Here is a 25,495-nt window from a genome sequence, read left to right as displayed (position 1 = left end):
AGCAAAACATAACATTCATCAGATACAAGGACTTATACTTTTAGTTAGCTACCCGTTTTTAATATTCCTGACTATACTCATATTTAAGAAAGGGATATTCGCATAACGGAGGGACGGTGACGAAGGAAATACGCTCTGTATTAATAGTTGATGACCAAGCTGTCATCCGAAAAATTTTCTCGAAAAGTCTTGGCCTATTAGGTCAATACACTATTGCAGAAGCTGCCGATGGATTAGAGGCCTTCGAATTAATAAAAACAAATCATTTCGACCTGATATTTTGTGATTTAAATATGCCAGTGAAGGATGGCTTATACCTTTTACAAAGACTCATCGAGTTACAGTATGCTACCCCAATAGTATTATTTAGTGGAGAAGATCAGAGCTTACTTAACTCTGCTAAAGTGCTCGCAACCCATTATCACCTTAATATTCTAGGTATTGTCCCTAAACCAATCACCTCCGATATGCTTCAGTCGTTTATTAAGCAAGCAGCATCAATAAACATGAAGCAGTACCAAACTCCATTGCCAGATATTACCGAGCATGATCTCAAGGATTATATTGTTAATGGACATGTAAAAGCGTTTTTTCAACCACAATATAATCTATTGACCAATGAAATATGTGGTTTTGAAGCATTAGCAAGAATTGTAGACAATGGTCAAATTATCTTGCCTTCACAGTTTATTAATAAAGCCGAAGAAACTGATTTAATCATGCCGTTGACTAAAGCCGTTATCAATGATGCGTTTCAGTATTTTTCAATGTTAAAACCTGAATATAAAAAACTAAACTTATCGATTAATTTATCTGGCAAGTTGTTAGATGATGAGACTATTCCACATTGGCTTGAAGAAACAGCGGCAACGCACGGCATAAACAATGACGCAATAACCTGCGAATTAACTGAAACTGCGATTCCTTCTAATCCGTCAGTGATGATTGTTGCCTTACTGCGTCTTAGAATGATGAAGTTTAAATTATCTATAGATGATTTTGGTACTGGGTTCGCTTCACTTGAACAACTGCACATGTTGCCTTTTAACGAACTTAAAATTGATCGTTGCTTCGTTGCTGACATACTAAACAACGATAAATCTAAAGCCTTGTTTAGACGCAGTATTTCATTAGCAAAAGATTTGGATCTGTTAGCCGTGGCAGAGGGGGTTGAAGATTTTGAAACCAAGCAATTAATCATAAAGCTCGGATGTAAAGTTGCACAAGGTTTCTATTTTAGTCAACCGCTGGCCGCTCATGACATTGTTAATGAGATAAATGAAAGCGGTTTGAGCTTTGGGGTAAACTCGTTAGAGGAATCAAAACTTTGAAACTTTCTAAGCCTATTCCAACGATATTTTTTATATCTATATGCATCTTGTTTGTGGGTGTACTTGTCTTTTCAATTTCGATAAATAATTTGTTAAAAGAGCAGACTATTTCCTTCTATGAACGTGAAGCAAAATTACTCACAAGCTTAATAGAAAAGAGCCTTTATCAAAGTTATCTTGATGCTGTGTTTTTGCCATTATTCTTAGGTGAGATAGATCAAACGAGTTTTAATGCAAAGGTAACATCTGAACTGTTTCAACAAGAATTAAATAATCTAGCTAAAAGTCGCAATACATTGACTAAAATTGCTGTACTTGATCTACAAGGTAAAATTCTTGTCGAAAACACAGAGAATTACAATTCAATTTCTATACCGCCATCTAATTTAGACCAAGTTACCATCGCTAATTCCCAATGGTTTAAAGCCATTAAAAATCATAAAAATAATAGAAGTAATCAAGTTTATTTATTCGGTCCGCAACGAAGTTTTATTGATGAGTATGAAAATAGATTTGATCTACTTATTGGCACACCTTTACTGAGCACTGAAGGAGAAATGATAGGCATCTGGGTCAATATCATCGACTTTTATGTGGTCGAAGAAGTATTTAAAAATATCTATAACCAGCTTGCAGAAAAAGATCTTCATCATGTAGAGCTGTCCCTAATTGATGCCAAAGGTGTATTGATAGTTGAATATGATCCAATTGGTTTTAAACAATCAAAATATGTTCGTAACTTTGACCGTATCAGCAACATTAACCTTGTTAAAGAGGGTGTTATCGGTGCAGATAGAGCAATAGCCGGTTTTTCTGGTACTGAAATATCATCCCATGATCAAAGTGATGAGCAACAAATAACTATTTATAATCACTTTGAGGGTTACAATGAATTACAAGGAATAGGTTGGTCTACACTCGTCAGAATTGATCATGATGAGGCCTTTTCCGCATCGGTTGTGATGATACAAAACGCCAGTATCTTTTTATTTTTCTTATTTATTGTCTTTTTCATATTAATGTATTCGGTATTTAAGAACTTATTGAATCCTTTGAACGAACTTTCTAATTTTGTCAGTGATTTGGCTACAGACTCTTCAACTAGTATTGATAGTAAATATATTTCAGCAGATTTACATGTCGCATTAAAAGAGCTTGAAAGCAAATTTATAGAAAGAACAAAGCTAATTAATAAAAACGAAGAACAGCGAGAACTACTCGAGTTACAACGTAGTGCGATTAATTCTACGTCCACAGGTATTATCGTTACAGATGTGCGGTTACCCGATCAACCGATTATCTTTATTAATCGAGCTTTTACCCAAATTACTGGCTATAGGCCCGAAGAGGTTTTAGGTAAAAATTGCCGTTTTTTACAAGGGGCTAAAACAGAAAAAGACAAAGTAAAACAGCTAGCTCATGCCATTAACAAAGGCATGTCCTGTAATGTGGTTATTACTAATTACACCAAAACGGGTGAGACCTTTATTAATAATTTGTCTATAGGTCCTGTATACAATAAAAACAAAGAGTTAACTCACTTCATTGGCGTGCAAAATGACATAACCGAAGACAAAAGAAAAGAAGAAGAAACGATGACAGAAATGTCATTAATACTAGAAGAGCGAACTAAAGAGTCAAAAGATTCTGCTGATAGATTAAGAGCCGTTTTTGATGCGGCGCTAGACGGTACAATCGTATTAAATCAGAACGGTATCATTCAAGATGCTAATCGCTCTTTAGAATTAATATTCGGCCGAAACCGTAATGACTTACTCGATAAAAACATTAATATTCTATTAGCAGGTTTACAGCCAACACAATTAGAACAGGCAAACAATATTCCATTCAACTCATGGATAAAAGATTACATTGGCGAACCTAAAAAACTGTTTGGACTCCATAAAGCTGGGCACCAGATACCAATTGAAATGTCAGTTGGCGAAACAACATTAGATGCTAAAGCTATGTATGTCGCCATAATCAGAGATATTTCATTCCAAGAACAAATTAAGCAAAGAGAATTAGCATTACAAACAAAATTGTATGAACAAGAATTGATTTATAGAACGGCATTTAACCAAGCAGCCGTTGGTATCGGTCGGATTGGGGTAGATACTAAGTTTGTCGAAGTTAATACCAAGATGTGCGAAATATTAGGTTATGACGAAGATACACTGCTTACTAAAAGTATCAAAGATGTGACTTACAAAGATGATTTGGAGCAATCTTATCAGTACATTAAGCAGTTATTAGCAGATGAAATAACGTATTTTAATACCGACAAACGTTATATAAGAAATGATGGTTCCTTTTTCTGGGCTAATTTATCTGTGTCATTAGTAAGAGATGCAGACAGTAACGAACCTAAATTCTTTATTGCTGTAGTGGAAGATATTACTGAGCGTCAACAGTCTGCAGAAGAGCTACATCGTGCAAATTTTGAACGTGATAAGTTATTGAGCGGTTTAAATTTAGCATCAGAAGCTGGCGGCGTATGTAATTGGTCATTTGATATAAAAACAGGTCAGTTAAATTGGGATTCAAGAATGTACCGCTTATACGGAGTTGAAGACGGTAAGAGTATTGAATACAACGATTGGCGAGATAATGTGCACCCTGATGACGTAGAACAGGCTGAACAAGAAGTCAGCGATGCTATTTCTAACATCACATCATTAAAGACCGAATTTAGAATCATAAATCGAAAAGATAAAACCATTCATTGGCTGCAGTGTGCTGCAAACCTATCACTGGATGAAAATAATTTACCTGTGACGATGTACGGAATTAATGTCGATCTGACCTATGAAAAACAAGTTCAACAAAAATTAGAAAAAGAAACAGAGTCAGCGCGTCAGGCGAGTAAAGCTAAATCTCGTTTCTTAGCGACCATGAGCCACGAAATTAGAACGCCGATGAATGGTGTTATTGGTATGATTGATCTGCTCAAAAATACGCCATTAAATGCAGACCAAAAACGAATGGCCACGACTATTCGTGATTCGTCTTTTTCACTGTTAGATATTATTAATGATATTTTGGATTTTTCTAAAATTGAATCGGGACAAATAGAGTTAGATATAAACCCATGTAACGTACTGTCTATTATAGAAAAAACTATCGATAGCCTTTGGATTAATGCTTCAAACAATAATGTGGAAATTTATATTTACCCAGATTTATCAATACCGAAAGAATTGTTATTTGACTCAGTTAGGTTGAGACAAATTATTTTAAATCTAACGGGCAATGCTGTTAAGTTTTCGAAAAGCCTTAATTCAAAAGGTGTAGTGGTTATCAGGACTCAATTAACTAATGAGAATCTTATTTTAGAAGTCATAGATAACGGTGTTGGGATATCACAGTCTCAACAAGAAACCTTATTTGTTCCATTTACACAGGCTGATACCTCAACGACGCGTAAATTTGGCGGAACAGGTTTGGGGCTAAGTATTACTAAGTCATTTACTGAACTAATGAATGGAAACATTGAAATTGAAAGTGAAGTAGGTAAGGGAAGTAACTTTACGGTCACTTTGCCCTTAATAGAAAAGCTAACGCAACTTGATAACGGCGCTTTTTCACAATTTGATTTTAAAAAGTTCAATGTTTTAGTATCGATAAGTAATGAAGAACGTAAACATGCGTGTTTGATGATTCTAAATCAATTGTGTTGTAATCGAGTATCAAGTGTTGAGTTCGATGAACTTGAAAGTCTAGCTCAGGATACCTCTAATGCTTTACTGATTACCGATAACAATAGTGTATCTTTTACTGAAATAAGTCAGTCAATTAAAACACTTATTCTTAATGATGATCCTATTGCAACAAAGGGACATTTAGATCCTTATACTTATGTTTGTGCCGCTCATCCTTACAAACCCACAGAGTTTATATTCGGAATGGCGGTATTGTGCGGCCTTGAAAGCCCTGCATTAGATTGGTCAACTGAAAACAGTCAATCGTTTGAGAAAGTCATTACGCAAACGATTGAAGAAGCAGAACAAACTAATAGCTTAATATTGGTTGCGGAAGACCAGCCAACAAATCGCCTCGTACTAGGTAAACAATTAGAAAGCCTGGGTTATGCATATGAAATGTCAAATGATGGTGTTGAAGCTCTTGAAAAATGGCAGTCTGGTCGATTCAATTTATTACTTACTGATTGTCATATGCCAAATATGGACGGTCTTGAATTGACTAGAACCATTAGAGAGCAAGAGTTAAAACAAAATTGTTCACCAATAACCATCATTGCAGTAACAGCAAACGCAATGGTGGGCGAATCAGAAAACTGTTTAGAAGCAGGTATGGATGACTATTTAGCTAAACCAATAGAAATAGAACTTCTTCAAGAAAAGCTAGTTCAATATTTACCGCTTACTGGTATTCACCAACAGCCCGAAAGTGTTTCTTACTCAATGACAAATGGTTTTGAGCAACACAATAATTCAATTGATTTTGAAAAATTAAAAGCGGTCATTGGAACAGATGATGAAAGTATCACTAATGAAATTTTAGCCATGTTTTGGACTAGCGTGAATGAAGACTATGAAGCATTAAAACAACATTGCGCCGAAAGAAACTCAGAAATCATTCGCAGTAAAAGTCATGCAGCGAAAGGCGCATCAGTTTCTAGTGGCGCGATTGAGTTGAGTGATATTTTTAAATGGATAGAAAAAAATAACACTGACTTTGATGGTATTGAAAGTAAGTATCCTGAAATAGATAAAGAACTCAGCGCAATTAATCAAATATTAAAACAAAGAGAAGTTGTATAACTGCGCCTTGTGTTAAACGACATGGTCGATAACTCATATAAGAAGGACAACCTATGGACAATTTGGTAAATGTCGTTGTGTTTTATCAATCTATAGAGATAAAAAAAGTGATACAAGAGATACTTAGGAATAAGTATCAAAAGATATTGTATTGCGAAATAAACACAAACCAAGACCAATTTATAAAATTTACCGAAGATAAGACCCGACCTTTGCTGTTCATTTATGCATTTGAAGAGCCGAAAGAGGCGGTAGAATTTAATGAAATTATTGAAAAACTGAACGATTCAAAAGATTTATTCAATAAGGAGCATTTGTCTTTGTTAATTTGCTGTCGAGAGCATCGTGAAGCAGCATATTTTGAGTGTTCAAAAGGGCGGTTCTACAGTTACGAAACGTTTAAACCAATATATGATATGAACCGAATTCGACTTTCAATAGCCCAGATGTGCGATTTGCTTACAAGTCAGGATAAAGCGCACTTATACGAAGAAGACAAAAAAACGATTATTAATAAATTACAAAACGTCTCTATACAATTGCATGAAGTTGAAACTTCAATCAGCGATGAGAAGGGGATTCAACATGAATTGTTAAATGAGCTCATCACTGAGATAGATAACCTCTGTAGCCTTGAACCTACTGATTCAATTGAAACAATGAATGGCCATGTATCAAAAATAAAACCTAAAGTTGAAAATTTCAAGGCACATAACCAAAGCTATTTCAAAGAGATAGGCAGCAAAGTGAAGGGCGCTACACCGAGTTTTAAAAAGAAAATGCCGTTAGTTCTTGTGGTTGATGATCAGAATGTGATGTTAAAAATCATTACCACGATTTTAAAACCCAAAGGGTTTGATGTAGAAGTCGCCACTAATGGAGCAGAGGCCATCAATAAACTAAAAAACTGCAAACCTGAACTAGTATTGCTCGATATCGACATGCCGGTTCTAAATGGCATAGATACCTTAAAAACGATGAACAAAATGAACATACTCGATAAACTGCCAGTTATTATGCTGACAAGTAATTCCGATAAAGAAAGTTTTATTGAATGCAGAGAACTTGGCGCTATAGATTACATTGTGAAACCAACTAATGCGGAAACCTTGTTGAAAAAAGTACTCGCTGTAATCTAATCATCATTTAATTTCAGGTATTTTAATGCCGATAAATAACGTTATCGGCATTAATCATTTGGGAATAAACTTGTTATAATCAACGCCTTATTGAGTTTATATTGCAGATGAACTATGTCGCAAGAATTTCCCCCTGTATATCCGTTGTTTGATAAATCTGAATTTATATTAACTGGAAATAGTTATGTTAATCAGTATATTACTCAGGTTTCCTTAACCAAAGTTCCTGATGCTGGTTTAATTATTGAGCACTGTTCAGATTGGTTGTTTGAACAAAGACAATCAGAAAATAACTATAAAACCTATCGTAGCGAACTGACTACATTTCTACACTGGTGTTTTGATGTAGCCTCATTATCACCAATTCAACTCACTAGAAAAGATATCAGTCGTTATATTAGTTATTGTGAAAAACCACCTGAGCAGCTTATTGGCTACTTCAATGTTGCCCAATTTAAGCAAGATAAAGCATTGGATGAACGAGTGCCAAATGCGCAATGGCGCCCATTTGTTGGCAAAAAACAGTACGGTGAAAAACAACCTTATGTATTGAGTGACAATGCACTTAAAACAAAAATCGCTATTCTTTCTTCATTTTATGGATATTTAAATAGTGAAGAATACACAGAAAGAAACCCAGCTCAACTATGGCTTAAGCATAGCCGTTTTGCGATTAACCATAAATATGTAAAGAATGAAGATGATAACAATCATGCATTCACGAAGTTACAATGGTCTTATGTTGTCAGTACCGTAAACAATATGGCTGAACACGAACCTGAAAAACATCAGCGTAGCTTGTTTCTCATTAATCTGATGTATTGCTGTTATTTACGTATATCAGAAATCAGTGCCAGAGCTGGTTATTCACCAATGATGTCGCAATTTAGACAAGACAGTCATACTAAAACTTGGTACTTCCATGTGCCATTTTCTAAAAGTGGCAAAGCCAGAAATATTGCAGTCTCAAAAAGTTTATTAAAAAGTTTAACTCACTACCGAGCTTACTTAGGGTTAACAGACTTACCAAGTATTACTGAACAACATCCATTGTTTACTAGGCATAAAGCGGCAGCACATGGTCGAGAAGCTGGACAAATTAGCGCGAACCTAGGCATAAGACAAATTCGAGACGAGCTAGATAAGATCATTGACCTGGCTGCAGATAAAGCACTTGAAGATGGGTTTGAACAAGATAGCTTATTAATGAGAAAACTAACTGCGCATAATATTCGCCATACTGGGATAACACATGATATTAATATAAACCAAAGGCCATTGTCGCACGTTCAAGCTGATGCGGGTCATGAAAGCATTGATACTACATCCCAGTATTTACACACCACACAAATAGAAAGACACCAAAGTGCAGCAAACAAACCGCTAGATCACATCTAATTTATCGCGTCGCTACGTAAAATCTGAAAAGGTAATCAAGGGCAATACCCATAGAATTTACACAGCGACGCGTGTTATTTAATCAATTTAACAGAAATGGGTAAGGATACGGGCTAAGGTAGTGAGTTCGGTTACGTAGTTAAATTGAGTATGTATATTGATAATTATCCTATTTAACATAATATACATTGTGCGAAGTCTTGTGTAGATGATTGCTGATTGAGTGTTTGTAGTCTTAAATGTGTATATCTTTAGATTAACTTGCCTATGACAGATGTCGAGTTTATCACTCAGTTGTTTTCCAAAGACATTGATTCGTTCTTGAGACAATCATTGGTTCTTGTTAGAACTTCGGCAGTTATTAAACCATTATGGTTATTGGTTTTAACTATGACTTTAGATTGTGACTTTAATTGTGACTTTATAAATAATACTTGTGAGATGTAAATGTGATCTCATGAAGCATCTCATTGGAGACATTCATGCTTGATTGTTTTAGCCAAAGCAGCGCGTATATTCAATGGCTGTTGTCTTGAACACGGTTATGCCATGTTCTTATACTTAATGGCAGGTATTCTTAGTTTGAAGAATAGCCTGCAGATTTAAAGACAGCTCAGAAGTCAAAGCTATTGCCAGGTATACATAGCCTATAAAATGAAAGTTATAAGCAAGATATACTCTTCAATTACAGAGTTATTGCTAATCTATTCTTAGGAGATTTCTTGATACCAACCTGAACAACGAAACTAAGTAACCTATTGAATAAACAAGTCCTTTAAGCTTAATTAGCTCTATCACGCTTAAACTCAAGTAAGGTCGGCTATGTCAATCCTGTCAGTTTCAAGCTGACTTTCTTGTTCAATCAGATCCATAAATTGACTGGCGTTAGTACAATTAACCCTTTTTTTGCATGATAATAAACACAGTTGCCAAAGCTTTTGTTTTGTTTGTTGATCCAAACTTTTAAAGTCTGCTACACATAAATGTCCGCTTTGAATAAGTAGAGCCATTTTTTCTAATGGGATAGATATGTTTAAATTAGCCATAATGTTAATCTCTAATTGAACCTAGACTAATTATAGCTTAATGATAATGATTATCAATAGCGTTTATTCGTTTTTAAATACAGATTGAAATAATCCCTCCTATATCAGTCAAGCTAACAACGAACACATTAACCGGAGTTGTCAGCTAAGAAGTCAAACCAAGTAGATTGAGTTTGACCTTGATATGAATAGCTGACAAATGCTCGCCATACCATGTAATCACTGCTGCATGAACCATAAATACCAGTGCCAGTGTAATTAACTTCATCAACAGATTGAAGATTAACAGGGATGACTCCCATAAACATATCTCGCCCTTCAATTCGCATCTCAACATCTGAAACAGGCGCAGAAAAGTGTAATTTAATCTGTAATGGTTTTTCACTTGGCGCAAAAACCGGGTTAATCATAAGCCCCACTACGAGATCATTAACATCTTGATTACAAACTTCACGATGAAACTGACATAAAGTCTGATCGATCGATTGTAATACTTTATGTTCTGCATGCGTTTGTGAATCGCATCCTACTAAATTAGTGATAAAAAATAACAAGAAAACGGCTTTTGTTAAAAACTGCACAAATAATAACCTCATGACTCATTTTGATAACATTATCTTTAGGAAATTGATCTGGATCAAGTTTACTCATGGCCAGTGAGTATCTTTTTTGACGCAGCTCAAGTATCATTGCATTGCCTCGTGATAGATATTAAAAACATGAGGTAATACCTTGACATAGCGGTAAAAACCTACTTCAAAACAGTTTGTTTTTTCGTCAAATGTCACCTGAACAGGTAAAGCACCGTCTTTACTATAATTAAAAGTAAAAGTAATAAGCCGTGGAAGCATTATGATGAATCATTCCCAGCCTACAGGCGCTGATTACAACTACACTATTGTTCGCCAATTTGCATTAACCACTGTTTTGTGGGGAATCGTTGGTATGGCAGTAGGTGTATTGATTGCGGCCCAGTTAATCTGGCCTCAACTAAACTTCGAAACACCATGGTTAACGTATAGTCGTCTTAGACCGCTTCATACGAATGCCGTGATTTTCGCGTTTGGTACTTCAGCCCTATTCGCAACATCCTACTATATCGTACAACGCACCTGTCAAACCCGTTTATTTGCACCTAAATTAGCTGCATTTACATTCTGGGGATGGCAAGCCATTATTCTCTCAGCTGCAATCACGCTACCAATGGGTTTTACCTCTGGTAAAGAATATGCAGAACTTGAGTGGCCTATTGATATTGCAATCACCGTTGTGTGGGTAGCATATGCAGTAGTGTTCTTTGGCACAATCATTAAACGAACGACGTCGCACATTTATGTTGCAAACTGGTTCTTTGGTGCTTTCATTATCACGGTAGCAGTACTTCACATTGTGAATTCAATGGCAGTACCTGTCAGCTTATTCAAATCGTATTCTATGTACTCTGGCGCAGTCGATGCCATGGTGCAATGGTGGTATGGCCATAATGCGGTAGGTTTCCTACTGACTGCTGGTTTCTTGGGTATGATGTATTACTTTGTTCCTAAGCAAGCTGGACGTCCTGTTTACTCATACAGACTGTCTATTGTTCACTTCTGGGCATTGATTGCACTGTATATTTGGGCTGGTCCTCACCACTTACATTACACTGCTTTACCTGATTGGACACAAACGTTAGGCATGGTGATGTCGCTGATTTTATTCGCTCCTTCTTGGGGTGGCATGATCAACGGTATTATGACCTTATCAGGCGCTTGGCATAAACTACGTACCGATCCTGTGTTACGTTTCTTAGTTGTTTCACTATCTTTCTATGGTATGTCTACCTTCGAAGGACCAATGATGGCAATTAAAACTGTAAACGCCCTTTCCCATTACACAGACTGGACTGTAGGTCACGTGCATTCAGGTGCGTTAGGCTGGGTTGCGATGGTGTCTATTGGTTCTTTATATCACCTTATCCCGGTATTGTTCGGTCACGGCCGTATGTACAGCACTAACCTTGTTAATGTTCATTTCTGGTTAGCAACAATTGGTACTGTGTTATACATCGTAGCAATGTGGATTTCTGGTGTTATGCAAGGTCTTATGTGGCGTGCTGTTAACTCTGATGGAACATTAACTTATAGTTTCGTTGAGAGTTTAGAAGCCTCTTACCCATTCTACTTTGTACGCTTTATTGGTGGTGTGTTCTTCTTAACTGGTATGTTCATTATGGCGTACAACGTTATGCGTACAGTGAATGCCCCTAAAGATTCTTTACCAGCATTAGCTGAAGAAAAAGCATAAGGAGCAGAACGATGAAATTTAATCATGAAATAATCGAGAAAAACATCGGTCTGCTAGGTATCTTTACCGTTATTGCTATCAGTTTTGGTGGTTTGGTACAGATTACTCCGCTTTTATTTGCTAAAGATACGACTGAACCAGTTGAAGGGTTAAAGCCGTATAATGCTTTAGAAATTGAAGGTCGCGACATTTATGTTCGTGAAGGCTGCTATAACTGTCACAGTCAAATGATCCGCCCTTTACGTGCTGAAACTGAACGTTATGGTCACTACTCTGTAGCTGGCGAATCTGTATGGGATCACCCGTTCCAATGGGGTTCTAAACGAACAGGTCCAGATTTAGCTCGTGTTGGTGGACGTTACAGTGACAAATGGCATGAAGTGCATTTAATCAATCCACGTGATGTTGTACCACAGTCAAATATGCCAGCTTACCCATGGTTAGCTGACAACCGACTAGATGGCAAACTCACTGGTAATAAGATGCAAATCTTAAGTAATTTCCACCCGGATCATAATTTGTATACCGAAGAAGAAATTGCTGGCGCACAAGCGGCTGTTGAAGGCAAAACTGAATTAGAAGCGTTAATCGCTTATCTTCAGTCTTTAGGCCACGCGCTTAAATAAGGAGGCAATTATGGATTATGGAACGTTACAAGGCATTCTAACCATTATTGTTATGGTCGTTTTTGCCGGCATATTTTACTGGGCCTATAGCTCAAAAAGTAAAGCTGGCTTTGATGAAGCCGCAAACTTAATTTTTTCAGAAGAAGAAATTGCAAAACAAACTCAACATTCAGGAGATAATAAGTAATGAGTATCTTTTGGAATGTTTGGATTATTTTCCCAACACTGTTAGTTATTGCAGGTTGTTTCTTACTTCTTCGTGCTTGTTCAAAGAACAAAACAGGTATTGAAGAAGGTGAATCAATGGGGCATAAGTTTGATGGTATTGAAGAACTCAATAACCCACTCCCTAAGTGGTGGGCTTATATGTTCTACATCAGTATTTTATTTGGCTTAATTTACTTGGCTTTATATCCTGGTCTTGGTAGTTACCAGGGGTTATTTGGTTGGACAAGCTCTAATCAAAGTGTTGGTTATGAAGAAGGTATTAAAGTTGATTCAAAAAAGGCTGTTGAACTTGCTAAAAGTGAAAACCGTCTTTCACAATACGACCGTGAAGTTGCCGCTGCAGATGAAAAATACGGCCCTATCTTTGCTGCATACTTAGCGACTCCTTTAGAAGAGTTAGTTAAAGATGAAGAAGCTCTAAAGGTTGGTGGACGTTTATTCCTGCAAAACTGTGCTCAGTGTCATGGCTCAGATGCTAGAGGTAGCATTGGCTTCCCTAACTTAACTGATAATAATTGGTTATACGGTGGTGAGTTAGCTACGATCAAAACATCTATTATGAACGGACGTAACGGTATGATGCCGCCTAAAGGTGGATTACCAATTGAAGACAGCGAAATTCAAGGTTTAGCTGAATATGTCTTCAAACTTTCTGGCCGTGATCATGACGCCACACTTGCTGCGCAAGGTCAGGCATCATTCATGAAAGGTTGTTTTGCCTGTCACGGTATGGATGGAACTGGTAATAAGTTCATGGGTGCACCAAACTTAACTGACGATGCTTGGTTATATGGAAGCAGCCGTTTACAAGTTATGCAATCTATTGCTAATGGCCGTTCAGGTGTAATGCCTGCATGGAATGATATTCTAGGCGAAGAAAAAGTCCATGTGATTTCTGCTTACGTTTATAGCTTATCAAACAAATAGTTACAGCTTGATAACATAAAGGCTTCGTGAAAACGAAGCCTTTTTTTTAAGTGATTATTAAGGCTTTTCGAGTTAAAATAAACACATAATAATTCTTATTTTTAGGACCGTTCTATGTCTGCCCCTCTCCCTTGGTATAAGCATTTTTGGCCATGGTTCATCATTGTACTTTTACTAGTCGTTGTACTTAAAAGTATGGTTGCAATGAGTATTGCCATCGACAATGCAGATTCGCTAGTTTCAGATGATTATTACAAAGAAGGCAAAGCCATCAATATGGATTTGCGTAAAATAAAGCAGGCTAAAAATCTTGGTATGCAATACTTGGTAGAAGTTGATGATCACGAATTAATAATTTCTCAACATGGCGGGCCAGCATATACAGCAGCACTTAAAGTAAGCTTTATCCATCCCACTATTGAAGAAAAAGATTTTAATATCAATGCTACAGCTGATGGCGAAGGTAATTACCGAATTGGTTTATCTAATGCTATATCTGGACCGTGGAATGTTCGACTAGAAGGCTTCGATGCAAGTTGGAGAATTCAGCAACGAATTGAAATTACAGACGATGTTGAATATTGGTTGAACTAATTTAAATGCAGAATTGTTTTCATTGCAACGAGCCCGTAATCACAAAAGACGAGTTTATAACGGTTATCGACAATCAGCCACGTCAGATGTGTTGCCCAGGTTGTCAGGCTGTATCTCAAGCGATTATTGATTCAGGTTTAAGCAGTTATTATCAGTATCGAAGCGAACCAGGAAGTCGTCAAACGGCCTTGGTTCCAACTGAATTATTACAATATTCAGCGTATGATTTGCCAGAAATTCAGCAGGATTTGGTTCATGCAGTCGAAAACAATAGTACCCTATCATTATCAATAGACGGTATTACATGTGCAGCTTGTGCTTGGTTAATTGAACATAAATTAAAGCAGCTCAATGGCATCATCAGTATCTCAGTAAACTCCACTACCCAACGTGCTTTAGTCTCATGGGATAATCAATGCGTTAAACTCAGTGAAATCCTCGCTGAGATAAGTCGTATCGGTTACCAAGCTGCTCCGTATCAAGTCGATGAACAAGAAAAACAAAGTAAGAAAGAGGGAAAAAAATTCCTGTTAAGACTTGGACTCGCTGGCTTTGCGACGATGCAGGTCATGATGTTTGCACTGGCACTTTATTCAGATTATTTTGTAACCTACGATACTGAAATGCGAGATTATTTTCGCTGGGTCAGTATGACATTAGCCGCTCCCGTTGTGTTTTACTCAGCTCAACCTTTTTATTTTAGTGCAGTAAGAAGTTTACTTGGCGCTCGAGTCAACATGGATTTATCCGTTTCAATTGCCATTATTGGTGCTTATATTGCAAGTTGTATCGCCACAATTAATGGAACAGGTGAAGTCTATTTTGAATCAGTTTCTATGTTCACTTTCTTTTTGTTACTTGGAAGATACTTTGAACAAAAGGCCAAGCAGACAGCATCAGAAAGTTCGAGTAATTTACATAAACTCATACCGCTAACAGCGCACCGAATTACCGTCGATGAAAATGGTACTGACAGTATTGAAGATATACCTGCTAAAAGGCTCAATATTGGTGATAAAATACTGATCAAACCTGGCGATGTTGTTGCTGCTGATGGCGTCATTATTTCTGGTAAGTCCGGCGTCAATGAAGCGATGCTAACGGGAGAGCAACTGCCTGTCTTAAAAGCCACTGATGACTGTGTGTTTGCAGGCACTATCAATATCGACCAGCCCATCACAATTACTGTTACGGCACTGGGTCAAGACCAGCTAGTTGCTGAAATAATACGGCTGCAAGAAATCGCATCAAACAACAAGCCTAAAATTGCGTTAATGGTCGATAAATCCGCAAGTTACTTTTCAACAGCCATTATTGCTATTGCTGCTTTAACCTATGTTTTTTGGCATTTTATTTCACCAGAAGATGCGTTTTGGGTCATGTTGTCAGTGTTGGTCGCTACATGTCCTTGCGCCCTAGCCTTAGCAACACCAACAGCAATAACATGTTCGACAGCGATTTTGACTAAACTTGGGATAATCATTCGTAAACCTGGTGTATTTGAAAAACTTCCTTTAATTGAACATGTTGTTTTTGATAAAACTGGAACATTAACTTGTGGTTCAGTGTCAATTAACCATATTGTCGTCACCGATAACATAGATGAGTTAACTGCTAGCCGCTATGCAGCAGCAATGGAAGTCGGTTCACTGCACCCAATTGCCAAAGCATTCGCAAATATCGAGCTTGATGGGATTACAGCTCAAAATATTACTAACCATGTTGGTTTGGGGCTTTCTGCTGTTATTAATGATTCAACCGTAAAGTTAGGCAACGCACAATTCGTTGGCGTTGATGCAAGTTTATGTCACGGCCAACTACTCTGGCTATCAGTAGATGATTTAATATGTGCATGTTTTGTTCTCCAAGATGCGATAAGAGAAAACAGTTATACCGCTGTGAATGGATTAATTAGCGCAAATATAGACGTCAGTATTGCGAGTGGTGATACTTCAGAGCATGTATTAGCTATTGCGAAAGAACTTAACATTAAAAACAGCTTTGCGGGATTAAGTCCAAAAGATAAACTGGACTTAGTCAACAAGTTACAACAAAAGCAAAACGTCGCTATGTTTGGTGATGGAATCAATGACGCACCGGTTCTTGCTGGGGCAAACTTATCTGTTGCAATGGGAAGTGGTAGTGCTATTGCTAAAAATAGCGCAGATGTCATTCTTCTTGGCGATCAATTATCTAAATTTAGCCAAGCAATAACCGTGGCTAAAAAAACTAATCAAATCATAAAGCAAAATTTAATTTGGGCGTTTGCTTATAATATAATTATTTTACCGCTTGCGGTAACTGGTCATGTTGTTCCCTATATTGCCGCTTTAGGGATGTCATTAAGCTCAATTATTGTTGTTTCAAATAGCCTTCGTTTGCTAAGGATAAAACCATGAGCATTATTTATGTATTAATTCCAATAGCAATGTTATTTGTTGCCGTCGCTGTCGCCGTATTTTTTTGGGCTGTAAAATCTGAACAGTTTGATGATCTCGATAGACAAAGTGTTTCAATTTTATTTGATGAAGACAATGCAACTCAAACACTTAAGAAAAATACCGAACAACAAAATAGTCATCAAGAAACTGATTCTGAATCTGAATCTTCAACAGCGATAAAATCAACAAAAGCAACCGAGTCTACACAAGTTGATTGAGTACAATGTTTGGGGAGCATTTCTAGTAGGGCTAATGGGAGCTGCGCATTGTTTCGGCATGTGTGGTGGCTTAATTGGTGCCTTTGCGAGTAATTTACCTAATACTAGCGGTAATAGACTCGCAAACCAGTTAAGCTTTTTAATTAGCTACAATGCAGGTCGAATTATAAGTTATGGATTAGCTGGTGCGTTAGCTGGCGCCAGTACTGCAGCTTTAGGCTATATGTTTGATGTTGACAGTTATTTGATCGCCCTACGATTATTTGCTGGCATTATGATGATAGCAACAGGTTTGTATATCGCTCAATTTTGGTTTGGCATTGTACAGATAGAAAAACTCGGCCAAGGGTTATGGCGTGCGCTTAAGCCGATAGCTAATCGATTATTGCCAATTAAGAATCGATATCAAGCTGTTATTGCTGGCATGATTTGGGGATGGCTTCCCTGTGGCTTAGTTTATAGCACATTAACTTGGTCAGTGGCGTCAGGGGATGCTTTAACTGGTGCATTAATTATGTTGGCATTCGGTGCGGGTACTCTACCTGCTTTATTAAGTGCCGGCGTTGCTGCAAAAACATTATCGACTTGGGTTCAAAAGAAGAACGTAAGGCGCTTAAGTGGGATCCTTATTGTAGTATTTGGATTACAGACTATTTATATCGCAATCATGCAGCTAAACTAGCTCAAGTAATGTTATTAGTTTAACATGGTGATGTAGTAATTAATTGAGAATATATATGCCTACAGATCAAACAAAACAACTTCGCGCATCAACAGGTGGTTGTGCCATTCATTGTCATGATTGCAGTATGGAGTCGCTTTGTATTCCTTTTACGCTAGATAACAACGAGCTAGATAAGCTCGATGAGATTATTGAGCGCAAAAAGCCCGTTCAAAAAGGCGATCAAATTTTCAAATCTGGTGATCCTCTTAAATCTCTTTTTGCAATCCGTTCAGGCACAATTAAAAGTTTCACTATCACTGAACAAGGTGATGAACAAATTACTGGCTTTCACCTTGCAGGTGATGTTATTGGATTTGATGGTATTCATTCTCAAACTCATCAAAGTTTCGCACAAGCCCTTGAAACTGCAATGGTATGTGAAATCCCTTTTGAAACGCTCGATACTTTATCTGGCACGATGCCAAAGTTAAGACAGCAAATCATGCGCCTAATGAGTAATGAAATTATGGGCGATCAGGAAATGATTTTATTACTTTCTAAGAAGAATGCAGAAGAACGTTTAGCAGCCTTTATTAACAACCTAGCTAATCGATTTGGTAGCCGCGGCTTCTCGCCACATGAGTTTAGATTAACCATGACACGTGGTGATATTGGTAATTATTTAGGATTAACTGTCGAAACAATCAGCCGTTTATTAGGCCGTTTTCAAAAGTCTGGCTTAATTGAGGTTAAAGGTAAATACATTACAATTATTGATCATGTCGCATTAAGTCAACTTGCTGGTAATGCACGGATTGCCACCTAATAAATTTTCCGTTTTATGATCTGACGCAACGACTTAAAACGCAATAACAGTGATAGTGATATAAAACAGCTTGGAGGTTTTATGAAGGATTATAATAAGATATTAGTTGTCATTAACCCAATGACCGACCATCAACCTGCATTGGCTCGAGCCGTTGAACTAGCTTCCAAATCCAATGCCACTATTACTGCTTTCCTTACGATATTTGATTTTTCTTATGAAATGACCTCTATTCTTTCTAGTCAAGAAAGAGAAGCCATGCGTCAAGGTGTGATAGATCAAAGAGAAAGTTGGTTAGCTGAAGCTATTACTCCGTATGCCCAAACAGGCTTAAATATTGACACCAAAGTTGTTTGGCATAACCGCCCTTTTGAAAGCGTTATTAAATTTGCCATAGAACAAAATTATGATTTACTTGTTAAAAGCACTCATGAACATGACAAGCTAAAATCAATTATCTTCACTCCAACGGATTGGCATTTATTACGTAAAGCGCCTATCCCAGTTTTAATGGTCAAAGAACATGATTGGCCTGTTGCTGGTAAGATTTTATGTGCAGTAAATGTAGCAACAGAAGATGAAGAACATTCTACATTAAACACAAAAATCATTGAAAACGCACTTAACTTAGCAGCTAAGTTCTCTGCACAAATTCACTTAGTTAATGGATACCCTGGTACTCCAGTCAATTTAGCAATTGAGTTACCAGAATTTGATGCTGTTAGTTATAACGATACAGTTAGAATGCAGCACGAGCAACGCATTCAATACTTAGCCAATAGCTTTAATATTCCGCTTGAAAATTGCCACGTTGAAGAAGGTTTACCAGAAGACGTAATACCTGAACTTTCACAACAATTAGATGCTGAGCTGGTTATTTTAGGAACCGTTGGTCGTACTGGTTTTTCAGCAGCACTGATTGGTAATACAGCTGAACATGTAATTGATAGCATTAATTGTGATTTACTCGCTGTAAAACCTGACGGTTATAAATCACCTCTCGAAGACTAAAGGCTTTACCATAAGCAAGAATGCTGAAATAATACGCGCCCTGAAACGATAGTTACTGGGCGCTTTTTAATGTCTGAATTGCAACAACAAGAAAAACAATTGGCAGAACGCCAATCTAAATTACAAAAAAAATTACGTCATGAAGTTGGACGTGCCATCGGCGATTACCAAATGATCGAACATGGTGACGTAGTAATGTGTTGTCTGTCTGGCGGTAAAGACAGTTATGCAATGCTAGATATCTTATTAAACCTTCAAAAACGAGCGCCAATTAAGTTCGATATTGTTGCGGTTAATTTAGATCAGAAACAGCCTGGTTTCCCTGAAGATATCCTGCCTGCTTATCTTGATACTCTTGATATCGCGTACCACATTTTAGAAAAAGATACCTATTCAATCGTAAAAGATAAAATCCCTGAAGGTAAAACGACCTGCTCATTATGTTCTCGTTTACGCCGTGGCACACTTTATGGGTTTGCACAAAAAATTGGAGCGACTAAGATAGCTTTGGGCCATCACCGCGACGATATTATCGAAACATTATTTTTGAATATGTTTTTTGGTGGAAAAATGAAAGCTATGCCGCCAAAGTTATTATCTGATGACGGCGCTAACATGGTTATACGCCCACTAGCCTACTGTAAAGAAAAAGACATTGCTGAATATGCGGAATTAAAACAATTCCCTATCATTCCATGTAACTTATGCGGTTCTCAAGAAAATCTTAAACGTGGTGCAGTTAAAGATATGCTTAACCAGTGGGACAGAGATTACCCTGGACGTATTGAAACCATATTTACAGCTATGCAAAATACTTCTCCATCTCAAGGCGTTGATAGAAATGTGTTTGATTTCTTATCACTACAACGTGATGCAGATGCGCCACTTTCAGGTGATGTCGCTGAATCAGATTTACCCGCTTTTGATTTTTTAGATACGACCAATAATGGTCACATTAATTTAGATGAAGCAGCTAAGATTGATATTGTAACGACTTATAAACCGTAAAAACATACATTACGTCCCACAATAAAAAGCCCTCGAATGAGGGCTTTTTTGTCTTTGCTTGATTCAAACGCAAACTGTTAATTTACGTATGGGCTTAAAATTATTGGCTGTTTTGAAAAAGAGAGCTGCTTTATCGTTTCAATTTCTGCAGAGGTAAGCTGTAATTTATCGCTAACAATGCTGACTTTACCATCTATGTTCGTCTCTACAGGTAAGTCAGATGAAGCAAATGAAAACGTTAATCCAGTAATCGGTTTACGAAAATACTTCATAGGAAATCCTTGTTGACCATCAAGCAAGGCATCCATGTCATTTTTTACAGCAACTAATTCGTCTTGATTATAAACAGATTGTACTTTCTTAGCTCTTACTTGCATGGCCACACCACATTGACTCGCGTCACCAGATACTTGCAAATTTATTAAGCCTCTATCTGATTTCAATTGAGCATCATAGGGTAAGTAAAGACGCTGCTGTTTGTCATAAGTTAATGGATATTGATGTTTCTCAGTGGTGATATCCCCTGAGATAATTTTACAATTTTCATTCCTTGGGACACTAAATACAACTTCAACTAGCTGGTAGTTATTTTTGTTAACTTGCTTGAGCCGTTCGTAAAACCCTGCATAAGGAATTGATACTAAATCTGCTAAAACTGCTGGTGATAATAAAAATAGCGCTAAACAAGAAGCTAATTTTCTTATTTTATTCATTTATAATCCTGCTAAATAAGCTTTGTTATGACGAAGCATTTCTAATAACTCGTCTATATAGGCATCTTTTCTTTCTGAGTAGTGTAATAATCCGTAAACGAGATCTTCCGCTGCAGGCTCTTTTCCTTGGCTTCGAAGATCCGCTCGAATAGAACGTAATAAGCGATATGCTGAATTAGTGTTTAAATTCAGCATGTATGCAGCAATGGAGTCCTCTGGCGTTTCAAAGGAGGCAACCTCATGATTCATCCCTGCTTTTCTAGATAAAGGAACTAATCCACAGCCTTGTGAAAAGCACCACTGGCCAAAATAATTATTACCTTCTTTGGCGAAACGAGAACTTCCCCAACCGGTTTCATTGGCGGCTTGAATAAGTACCATTCTTGCAGGTACTGTATCAACTCGCTCTAATAAAGGAGTCAATGTAACGAGATCAAACTTTTTAACTGTATATTTATATTTTTGAGTTAATTTTTCTAAATTAAAAATCTCTGCGTTAGTTAATGGCTGCTCGTTAGCAAGGTTGACTAAAACCACCTTCAGAAAATTTCGCTCTTTTTCTATCAGCGCATTTTGATGGTTAACCGCTGGAGACATATAATCGAAAAAGGCAGACTTTTTGCTAGGTATATCTGCGATTGCTGTAAAGTCAGGTACAGTTTCTTCATCGACTTGATTTTGTTCGATCTCAGGTGTTTCAACCAGAATGTTCTCAATTGTAGGAACTAACCACACTCTGATTAGCATTATGCTGATGATTACAAACCCTAAACCAAGGGTAAACTTTCCAATTCTACCGGTTCTCAAAAAAAATCCTTAAAAAATAATTTGCTTAATTATACCGAGAAACAAGATTAATAGCAGCGAAGTATTTATGCTAATATTAATGATGATTCTATTTTAGCATCTTGTGACAGCTTAAATAAATCAATCAGTACAATAGCTTAAAAAATCATCATTACTGTATGAAAGGAATCAATATGATGAAACATGAATTAAATAGTGTCGATAGTATCGTGGCTATTGGAGGAGGACATGGCTTAGGTCGAGTGTTATCTTCACTTTCTTTCCTTGGTCCTAAATTAACAGGTATTGTAACGACTACCGATAATGGTGGTTCCACCGGGCGGATCCGACAAGATGAAACAACCATTGCCTGGGGTGATTTAAGAAACTGCCTTTCGCAACTTGCACATAGGCCAGCCATTGGCACAATGCTGTTTGATCATCGATTTAATGGAGATAATGAGCTAAACGGTCATAATCTCGGGAATATTATTTTACATGCACTAGAGCAACTATGTGTTCGCCCTCTTGAAGCAATCAAGCTAATTAGAACCATTTTAAAAATTGAAACTCGTGTCATTCCAATGTCTGAATCACCAACTCACCCAAGTGCGCTTAATGCCCAAGGTGAAACCGTTTTTGGTGAAATGAATGTTGACGATATGAAAGAAATACCAAGTCAACTGACTTTAGCTCCTAACGTTGCTGCAACTTGTGAAGCACTACCAGCAATCAATAAAGCTGACATTATCATCATTGCGCCAGGCAGTTTTTTTACGAGTGTAATGCCACCCTTACTTATCCCAAGTATTGCTAATGCGATTAAAGACTCATCTGCAAAAGTGATTCTAATCGACAATTTAACGTCAGAGCCTTCGTGTGCATCGTCTTTAACTTTGGATGACAAAATAGAATGGATCAATCAATCAATATCGACAAATAGAATTAATAAAATTATTAGAAACTCTGATGCAGTTGATATTGGTGAATTAGTAAGTTATTTCCCTTTAGTCAGTGACCATCATTTAGGTTTGCATCACAAAGAAGCATTAGCAGAAGCGATAGCAACGGTCGTTAGCCAGAAAGCATAATGAAATGTTTAAAGTTATAGAAAAGCCCTTAAACAATGTCTAAGGGCTTTTGCATTTTTAGCTAATAATTTAAGACTGTTTTGCTCAACTAATTTAACTTACAAGAAAAACAATCTCTAAACTAAAAATAGGTTAATGTACTTATAAAACCTGAGCTATTGCTTTACAAATTACAGGAATATTTTGTTTAGTCATACCCGCAACACTGATGCGTCCTGAGCCAACAATATATACTCCAAATTCGTCTTTTAAACGATTAACTTGTTCTTTGCTTAAACCTGAAAAGCTAAACATACCATTTTGACGAGAGATAAAGCTAAAGTCTTGTTTCACACCTTCGCTTTTTAACGTTTCTACAAATAGAACTCGCATTTCTGCAATACGTTGGCGCATTTCAGCCAACTCTACTTCCCACTCTTGGCGTAAAGTCTCATCAGAAAGTATGGTACTTACAATTAAACCACCGTGCGCAGGGGGATTAGAATAAGTAGCACGAATTGTTTTTTTAATCTGACTAAAACTTTTTTGTGCTGTTTCTTCATTTGCAGCAACGACAGTAATAGCACCAATACGTTCGTTATATAAACCAAAGTTTTTTGAGAAAGAGTTAGCGACTAATAGTTCTGGCACTTTAGCAGCAACAATCCGTAAGCCTTGCGCATCTTCTTCGATACCAGCGCCAAAGCCCTGGTAGGCAAAATCAAATAAAGGGACTAATTCTTTGTCAACACACAATTGACCTACTGTCTCCCATTGAGATGAACTTAAATCAATCCCTGTAGGGTTATGACAGCAACCATGAAGCAAAATAAGATCACCAGGTTGAGCAGCTTGTAAATCAGTTATCATTGCATCGAAATCCATATCGTGGGTTTCTGCTTTGTAATAACCGTACTCTTTTATTGTTAAACCAGCTGTTTGGAAAATATTTTGATGGTTTGCCCAGGTAGGATTACTGACCCATAATGTTTTTGAATCAGTGTTACGAACTAAAAATTCAGCGGCTACACGTAATGAACCCGTTCCGCCTGGTGCTTGAGCTGTGTATGCTCGTTTAGCATTAATAATGTCATTTTTAGCACCAAATAATAATGTTTGAACTGCTGTGTTGTATAGCTCTACACCTTCAATGCCAAGATAGTTTTTTGTTTTCTCAGCGTCTAATAAAATGGCTTCAGCTTTTTTAACTGTTTTGAGTACCGGGGTTTGTCCGGCTTCATCTTTATAAATACCAACACCAAGATTAACTTTATCGGCACGTGGATCTTTTTTAAATGCGTCTGTTAAACCTAAAATGGGATCTGCTGGAGCTTGAGGGATTTGAGAAAATATCATTACTTCTTTCCTACTTATAAAGTGAACCACAATTTTTAGTATTTATACCATTGTATTGGCATTGGAAATAGTGACATTTAATCAACTAATCAGAAATTGTTCACACTTTAAGGATTTATCATTTTTTATCAGTATAAAATAAATAAAATACAATAAAGATTCTGTTCTCTTAGAAAACTTCAGTAGATATCACATATTAAATAGACATTCATGCGAGACATGGAGAGTTTTCAATTTCGCTATCGTACGTGTTTTGAAGATGCGGGTAGAATCGTTATTTTGCTGACTATAATGAGTTCTTATATTGATGTTTACTCACACTGTATTTCATTTAATGCTACCCTTCTGATCCTGCATTCACTAACTTCGCAACAATCTTGAACCTATCAAGTTTCCCCCTCTTAACTCGTATGATGAATAAATATCCGCATATGCATTTAATACTTTTAGACCTAGAAGGATTTGAGTCTCTAAAGGTTGGAATTACACATACGCCTTAATACTAAGTCATATGTAAATGATGGTACCCGAGGCCAGACTTGAACTGGCACGCCTATTAAGCGAGGGATTTTAAATCCCTTGTGTCTACCGATTCCACCACTCGGGCAAAAGTGTTGTTTTAACTGTATGTAAATCAATACAATTAAACAAAATTTGTGGAGGCGCGACCCGGAGTCGAACCGAGGTCGACGGATTTGCAATCCGCAGCATAGCCATTCTGCCATCGCGCCGAAACTTGTAATTGAATTGGAGCGACATATCGGGTTCGAACCGATGACCTATACCTTGGCAAGGTATCGCTCTACCAACTGAGCTAATGTCGCATTTCAATGCAAGTAATCAATAAGGAGTTAAACTCCGTTGTTGATTTCGAAATGGATTTTACCGTTTTACACATGACTGTCAATGCAGATTTTTTAAATAATAGCAGTTTTGAATTTGTTTGATGTTTAAATCTACGTATTGAGTGAATAATTAACAATACGAATAAAACTCAAACAATAAAAAAGCACTTCAATTGAAGTGCTTTTTTCAAAGTGTCT

Annotated in this window: 21 protein-coding genes and 3 tRNA genes; 16 read left to right on the top strand and 8 right to left on the bottom strand. The window is 37.1% G+C overall.

Annotation, left to right across the window (positions count from 1 at the left end):
* Positions 1–116 precede the first annotated feature (116 nt).
* The 4 genes from SJ2017_RS10535 to SJ2017_RS10520 all read left to right on the top strand — a co-directional run bounded on the left by SJ2017_RS10535 (position 117) and on the right by SJ2017_RS10520 (position 8,652).
* A complete protein-coding gene (locus SJ2017_RS10535) occupies positions 117–1,331 on the top strand; it encodes an EAL domain-containing response regulator (RefSeq protein WP_080915721.1) in 1,215 nt (404 codons plus the stop codon).
* Positions 1,328–6,115 carry a PAS domain-containing hybrid sensor histidine kinase/response regulator gene (locus tag SJ2017_RS10530; RefSeq protein ID WP_156003229.1) on the top strand — a complete coding sequence of 1,596 codons (4,788 nt, stop codon included), beginning with the start codon at positions 1,328–1,330 and terminating at the stop codon, positions 6,113–6,115. Before SJ2017_RS10535 ends, SJ2017_RS10530 begins: the two co-directional genes overlap by 4 nt.
* A 53-nt stretch (positions 6,116–6,168) precedes the next feature.
* Entirely contained in the window at positions 6,169–7,254 is a 1,086-nt protein-coding gene (locus tag SJ2017_RS10525; protein ID WP_080915719.1) for a response regulator, read from the top strand.
* A 114-nt stretch (positions 7,255–7,368) separates the two neighbouring features.
* Positions 7,369–8,652: a tyrosine-type recombinase/integrase gene (locus SJ2017_RS10520; protein ID WP_080915718.1), complete on the top strand. Its 1,284-nt coding sequence runs from the start codon at positions 7,369–7,371 to the stop codon at positions 8,650–8,652.
* Between the two features lie 806 nt (positions 8,653–9,458).
* Here SJ2017_RS10520 and SJ2017_RS10515 read toward each other — a convergent pair.
* Both SJ2017_RS10515 and SJ2017_RS10510 read right to left on the bottom strand, forming a co-directional pair.
* Complete coding sequence (locus SJ2017_RS10515; protein WP_055024516.1) at positions 9,459–9,698, bottom strand: hypothetical protein; 240 nt, start codon at positions 9,696–9,698, stop codon at positions 9,459–9,461.
* 128 nt (positions 9,699–9,826) lie between these two features.
* Entirely contained in the window at positions 9,827–10,279 is a 453-nt protein-coding gene (locus SJ2017_RS10510; RefSeq protein WP_156003226.1) for a hypothetical protein, read from the bottom strand.
* Between the two features lie 271 nt (positions 10,280–10,550).
* On the opposite strand from SJ2017_RS10510, the gene ccoN reads away from it, so the two are divergent.
* The 11 genes from ccoN to ttcA all read left to right on the top strand — a co-directional run bounded on the left by ccoN (position 10,551) and on the right by ttcA (position 20,527).
* Entirely contained in the window at positions 10,551–11,984 is a 1,434-nt protein-coding gene (gene ccoN, locus SJ2017_RS10505) for a cytochrome-c oxidase, cbb3-type subunit I (protein WP_055024514.1), read from the top strand.
* An 11-nt stretch (positions 11,985–11,995) separates the two neighbouring features.
* Positions 11,996–12,610: a cytochrome-c oxidase, cbb3-type subunit II gene (gene ccoO / locus SJ2017_RS10500; RefSeq protein ID WP_055024513.1), complete on the top strand. Its 615-nt coding sequence runs from the start codon at positions 11,996–11,998 to the stop codon at positions 12,608–12,610.
* A gap of 10 nt (positions 12,611–12,620) precedes the next feature.
* Positions 12,621–12,797, top strand: a complete 177-nt coding sequence (locus tag SJ2017_RS10495; RefSeq protein WP_055024512.1) for a cbb3-type cytochrome oxidase subunit 3 — start codon at positions 12,621–12,623, stop codon at positions 12,795–12,797.
* The gene (gene ccoP / locus SJ2017_RS10490; protein ID WP_080915716.1) at positions 12,797–13,765 is read left to right on the top strand and encodes a cytochrome-c oxidase, cbb3-type subunit III; all 969 of its coding nucleotides are present in this window, start codon (positions 12,797–12,799) and stop codon (positions 13,763–13,765) included. Before SJ2017_RS10495 ends, ccoP begins: the two co-directional genes overlap by 1 nt.
* 114 nt (positions 13,766–13,879) lie before the next feature.
* Positions 13,880–14,359 carry a FixH family protein gene (locus tag SJ2017_RS10485; protein WP_080915715.1) on the top strand — a complete coding sequence of 160 codons (480 nt, stop codon included), beginning with the start codon at positions 13,880–13,882 and terminating at the stop codon, positions 14,357–14,359.
* 5 nt (positions 14,360–14,364) lie between these two features.
* Positions 14,365–16,758, top strand: a complete 2,394-nt coding sequence (locus SJ2017_RS10480) for a heavy metal translocating P-type ATPase (protein ID WP_080915714.1) — start codon at positions 14,365–14,367, stop codon at positions 16,756–16,758.
* Positions 16,755–17,018 carry a cbb3-type cytochrome oxidase assembly protein CcoS gene (gene ccoS / locus SJ2017_RS21705; RefSeq protein WP_080915713.1) on the top strand — a complete coding sequence of 88 codons (264 nt, stop codon included), beginning with the start codon at positions 16,755–16,757 and terminating at the stop codon, positions 17,016–17,018. Before SJ2017_RS10480 ends, ccoS begins: the two co-directional genes overlap by 4 nt.
* The gene (locus SJ2017_RS10470; RefSeq protein ID WP_080915712.1) at positions 17,011–17,700 is read left to right on the top strand and encodes a sulfite exporter TauE/SafE family protein; all 690 of its coding nucleotides are present in this window, start codon (positions 17,011–17,013) and stop codon (positions 17,698–17,700) included. Before ccoS ends, SJ2017_RS10470 begins: the two co-directional genes overlap by 8 nt.
* A 55-nt stretch (positions 17,701–17,755) precedes the next feature.
* The gene (etrA, locus tag SJ2017_RS10465) at positions 17,756–18,508 is read left to right on the top strand and encodes an electron transport transcriptional regulator EtrA (RefSeq protein WP_055024506.1); all 753 of its coding nucleotides are present in this window, start codon (positions 17,756–17,758) and stop codon (positions 18,506–18,508) included.
* Between the two features lie 81 nt (positions 18,509–18,589).
* Positions 18,590–19,519 carry a universal stress protein UspE gene (gene uspE, locus SJ2017_RS10460; protein ID WP_055024505.1) on the top strand — a complete coding sequence of 310 codons (930 nt, stop codon included), beginning with the start codon at positions 18,590–18,592 and terminating at the stop codon, positions 19,517–19,519.
* A gap of 69 nt (positions 19,520–19,588) precedes the next feature.
* A complete protein-coding gene (gene ttcA / locus SJ2017_RS10455; protein ID WP_080915711.1) occupies positions 19,589–20,527 on the top strand; it encodes a tRNA 2-thiocytidine(32) synthetase TtcA in 939 nt (312 codons plus the stop codon).
* Between the two features lie 77 nt (positions 20,528–20,604).
* Here ttcA and SJ2017_RS10450 read toward each other — a convergent pair whose 3' ends face one another.
* Both SJ2017_RS10450 and SJ2017_RS10445 read right to left on the bottom strand, forming a co-directional pair.
* The gene (locus SJ2017_RS10450) at positions 20,605–21,240 is read right to left on the bottom strand and encodes a DUF2987 domain-containing protein (protein ID WP_080915710.1); all 636 of its coding nucleotides are present in this window, start codon (positions 21,238–21,240) and stop codon (positions 20,605–20,607) included.
* Positions 21,241–22,047, bottom strand: coding sequence for a glucosaminidase domain-containing protein (locus SJ2017_RS10445; RefSeq protein WP_080915709.1), 807 nt, complete (start codon positions 22,045–22,047; stop codon positions 21,241–21,243).
* Positions 22,048–22,220: 173 nt separating this feature from the next.
* On the opposite strand from SJ2017_RS10445, the gene yvcK reads away from it, so the two are divergent.
* A complete protein-coding gene (gene yvcK / locus SJ2017_RS10440) occupies positions 22,221–23,117 on the top strand; it encodes a uridine diphosphate-N-acetylglucosamine-binding protein YvcK (RefSeq protein ID WP_156003223.1) in 897 nt (298 codons plus the stop codon).
* Positions 23,118–23,258: 141 nt separating this feature from the next.
* Here yvcK and SJ2017_RS10435 read toward each other — a convergent pair whose 3' ends face one another.
* From SJ2017_RS10435 to SJ2017_RS10420, 4 genes are all read right to left on the bottom strand, one after another.
* A complete protein-coding gene (locus SJ2017_RS10435) occupies positions 23,259–24,452 on the bottom strand; it encodes an amino acid aminotransferase (RefSeq protein ID WP_065108090.1) in 1,194 nt (397 codons plus the stop codon).
* A 521-nt stretch (positions 24,453–24,973) separates the two neighbouring features.
* A tRNA-Leu gene (locus SJ2017_RS10430) sits at positions 24,974–25,059 on the bottom strand.
* A 50-nt stretch (positions 25,060–25,109) separates the two neighbouring features.
* Positions 25,110–25,183, bottom strand: a tRNA-Cys gene (locus SJ2017_RS10425).
* 17 nt (positions 25,184–25,200) lie between these two features.
* A tRNA-Gly gene (locus SJ2017_RS10420) sits at positions 25,201–25,276 on the bottom strand.
* Between the last annotated feature and the right edge of the window lie 219 nt (positions 25,277–25,495).

Source organism: Shewanella japonica (assembly GCF_002075795.1).
GTDB classification, from domain to species: Bacteria; Pseudomonadota; Gammaproteobacteria; order Enterobacterales; family Shewanellaceae; genus Shewanella; species Shewanella japonica.
This window is presented reverse-complemented; position numbering and strand designations above follow the sequence as displayed.

Coding starts and splice junctions, on each gene's coding strand:
- SJ2017_RS10525 (WP_080915719.1), top strand. CDS start 6,169: ATGGACAATTTGGTAAATGTCGTTGTGTTTTATCAATCTATAGAGATA.
- SJ2017_RS10520 (WP_080915718.1), top strand. CDS start 7,369: ATGTCGCAAGAATTTCCCCCTGTATATCCGTTGTTTGATAAATCTGAA.
- SJ2017_RS10515 (WP_055024516.1), bottom strand. CDS start 9,698: ATGGCTAATTTAAACATATCTATCCCATTAGAAAAAATGGCTCTACTT.
- ccoN (WP_055024514.1), top strand. CDS start 10,551: ATGATGAATCATTCCCAGCCTACAGGCGCTGATTACAACTACACTATT.
- ccoO (WP_055024513.1), top strand. CDS start 11,996: ATGAAATTTAATCATGAAATAATCGAGAAAAACATCGGTCTGCTAGGT.
- SJ2017_RS10495 (WP_055024512.1), top strand. CDS start 12,621: ATGGATTATGGAACGTTACAAGGCATTCTAACCATTATTGTTATGGTC.
- ccoP (WP_080915716.1), top strand. CDS start 12,797: ATGAGTATCTTTTGGAATGTTTGGATTATTTTCCCAACACTGTTAGTT.
- SJ2017_RS10485 (WP_080915715.1), top strand. CDS start 13,880: ATGTCTGCCCCTCTCCCTTGGTATAAGCATTTTTGGCCATGGTTCATC.
- SJ2017_RS10480 (WP_080915714.1), top strand. CDS start 14,365: ATGCAGAATTGTTTTCATTGCAACGAGCCCGTAATCACAAAAGACGAG.
- ccoS (WP_080915713.1), top strand. CDS start 16,755: ATGAGCATTATTTATGTATTAATTCCAATAGCAATGTTATTTGTTGCC.
- etrA (WP_055024506.1), top strand. CDS start 17,756: ATGCCTACAGATCAAACAAAACAACTTCGCGCATCAACAGGTGGTTGT.
- uspE (WP_055024505.1), top strand. CDS start 18,590: ATGAAGGATTATAATAAGATATTAGTTGTCATTAACCCAATGACCGAC.
- ttcA (WP_080915711.1), top strand. CDS start 19,589: ATGTCTGAATTGCAACAACAAGAAAAACAATTGGCAGAACGCCAATCT.
- SJ2017_RS10450 (WP_080915710.1), bottom strand. CDS start 21,240: ATGAATAAAATAAGAAAATTAGCTTCTTGTTTAGCGCTATTTTTATTA.
- yvcK (WP_156003223.1), top strand. CDS start 22,221: ATGATGAAACATGAATTAAATAGTGTCGATAGTATCGTGGCTATTGGA.
- SJ2017_RS10435 (WP_065108090.1), bottom strand. CDS start 24,452: ATGATATTTTCTCAAATCCCTCAAGCTCCAGCAGATCCCATTTTAGGT.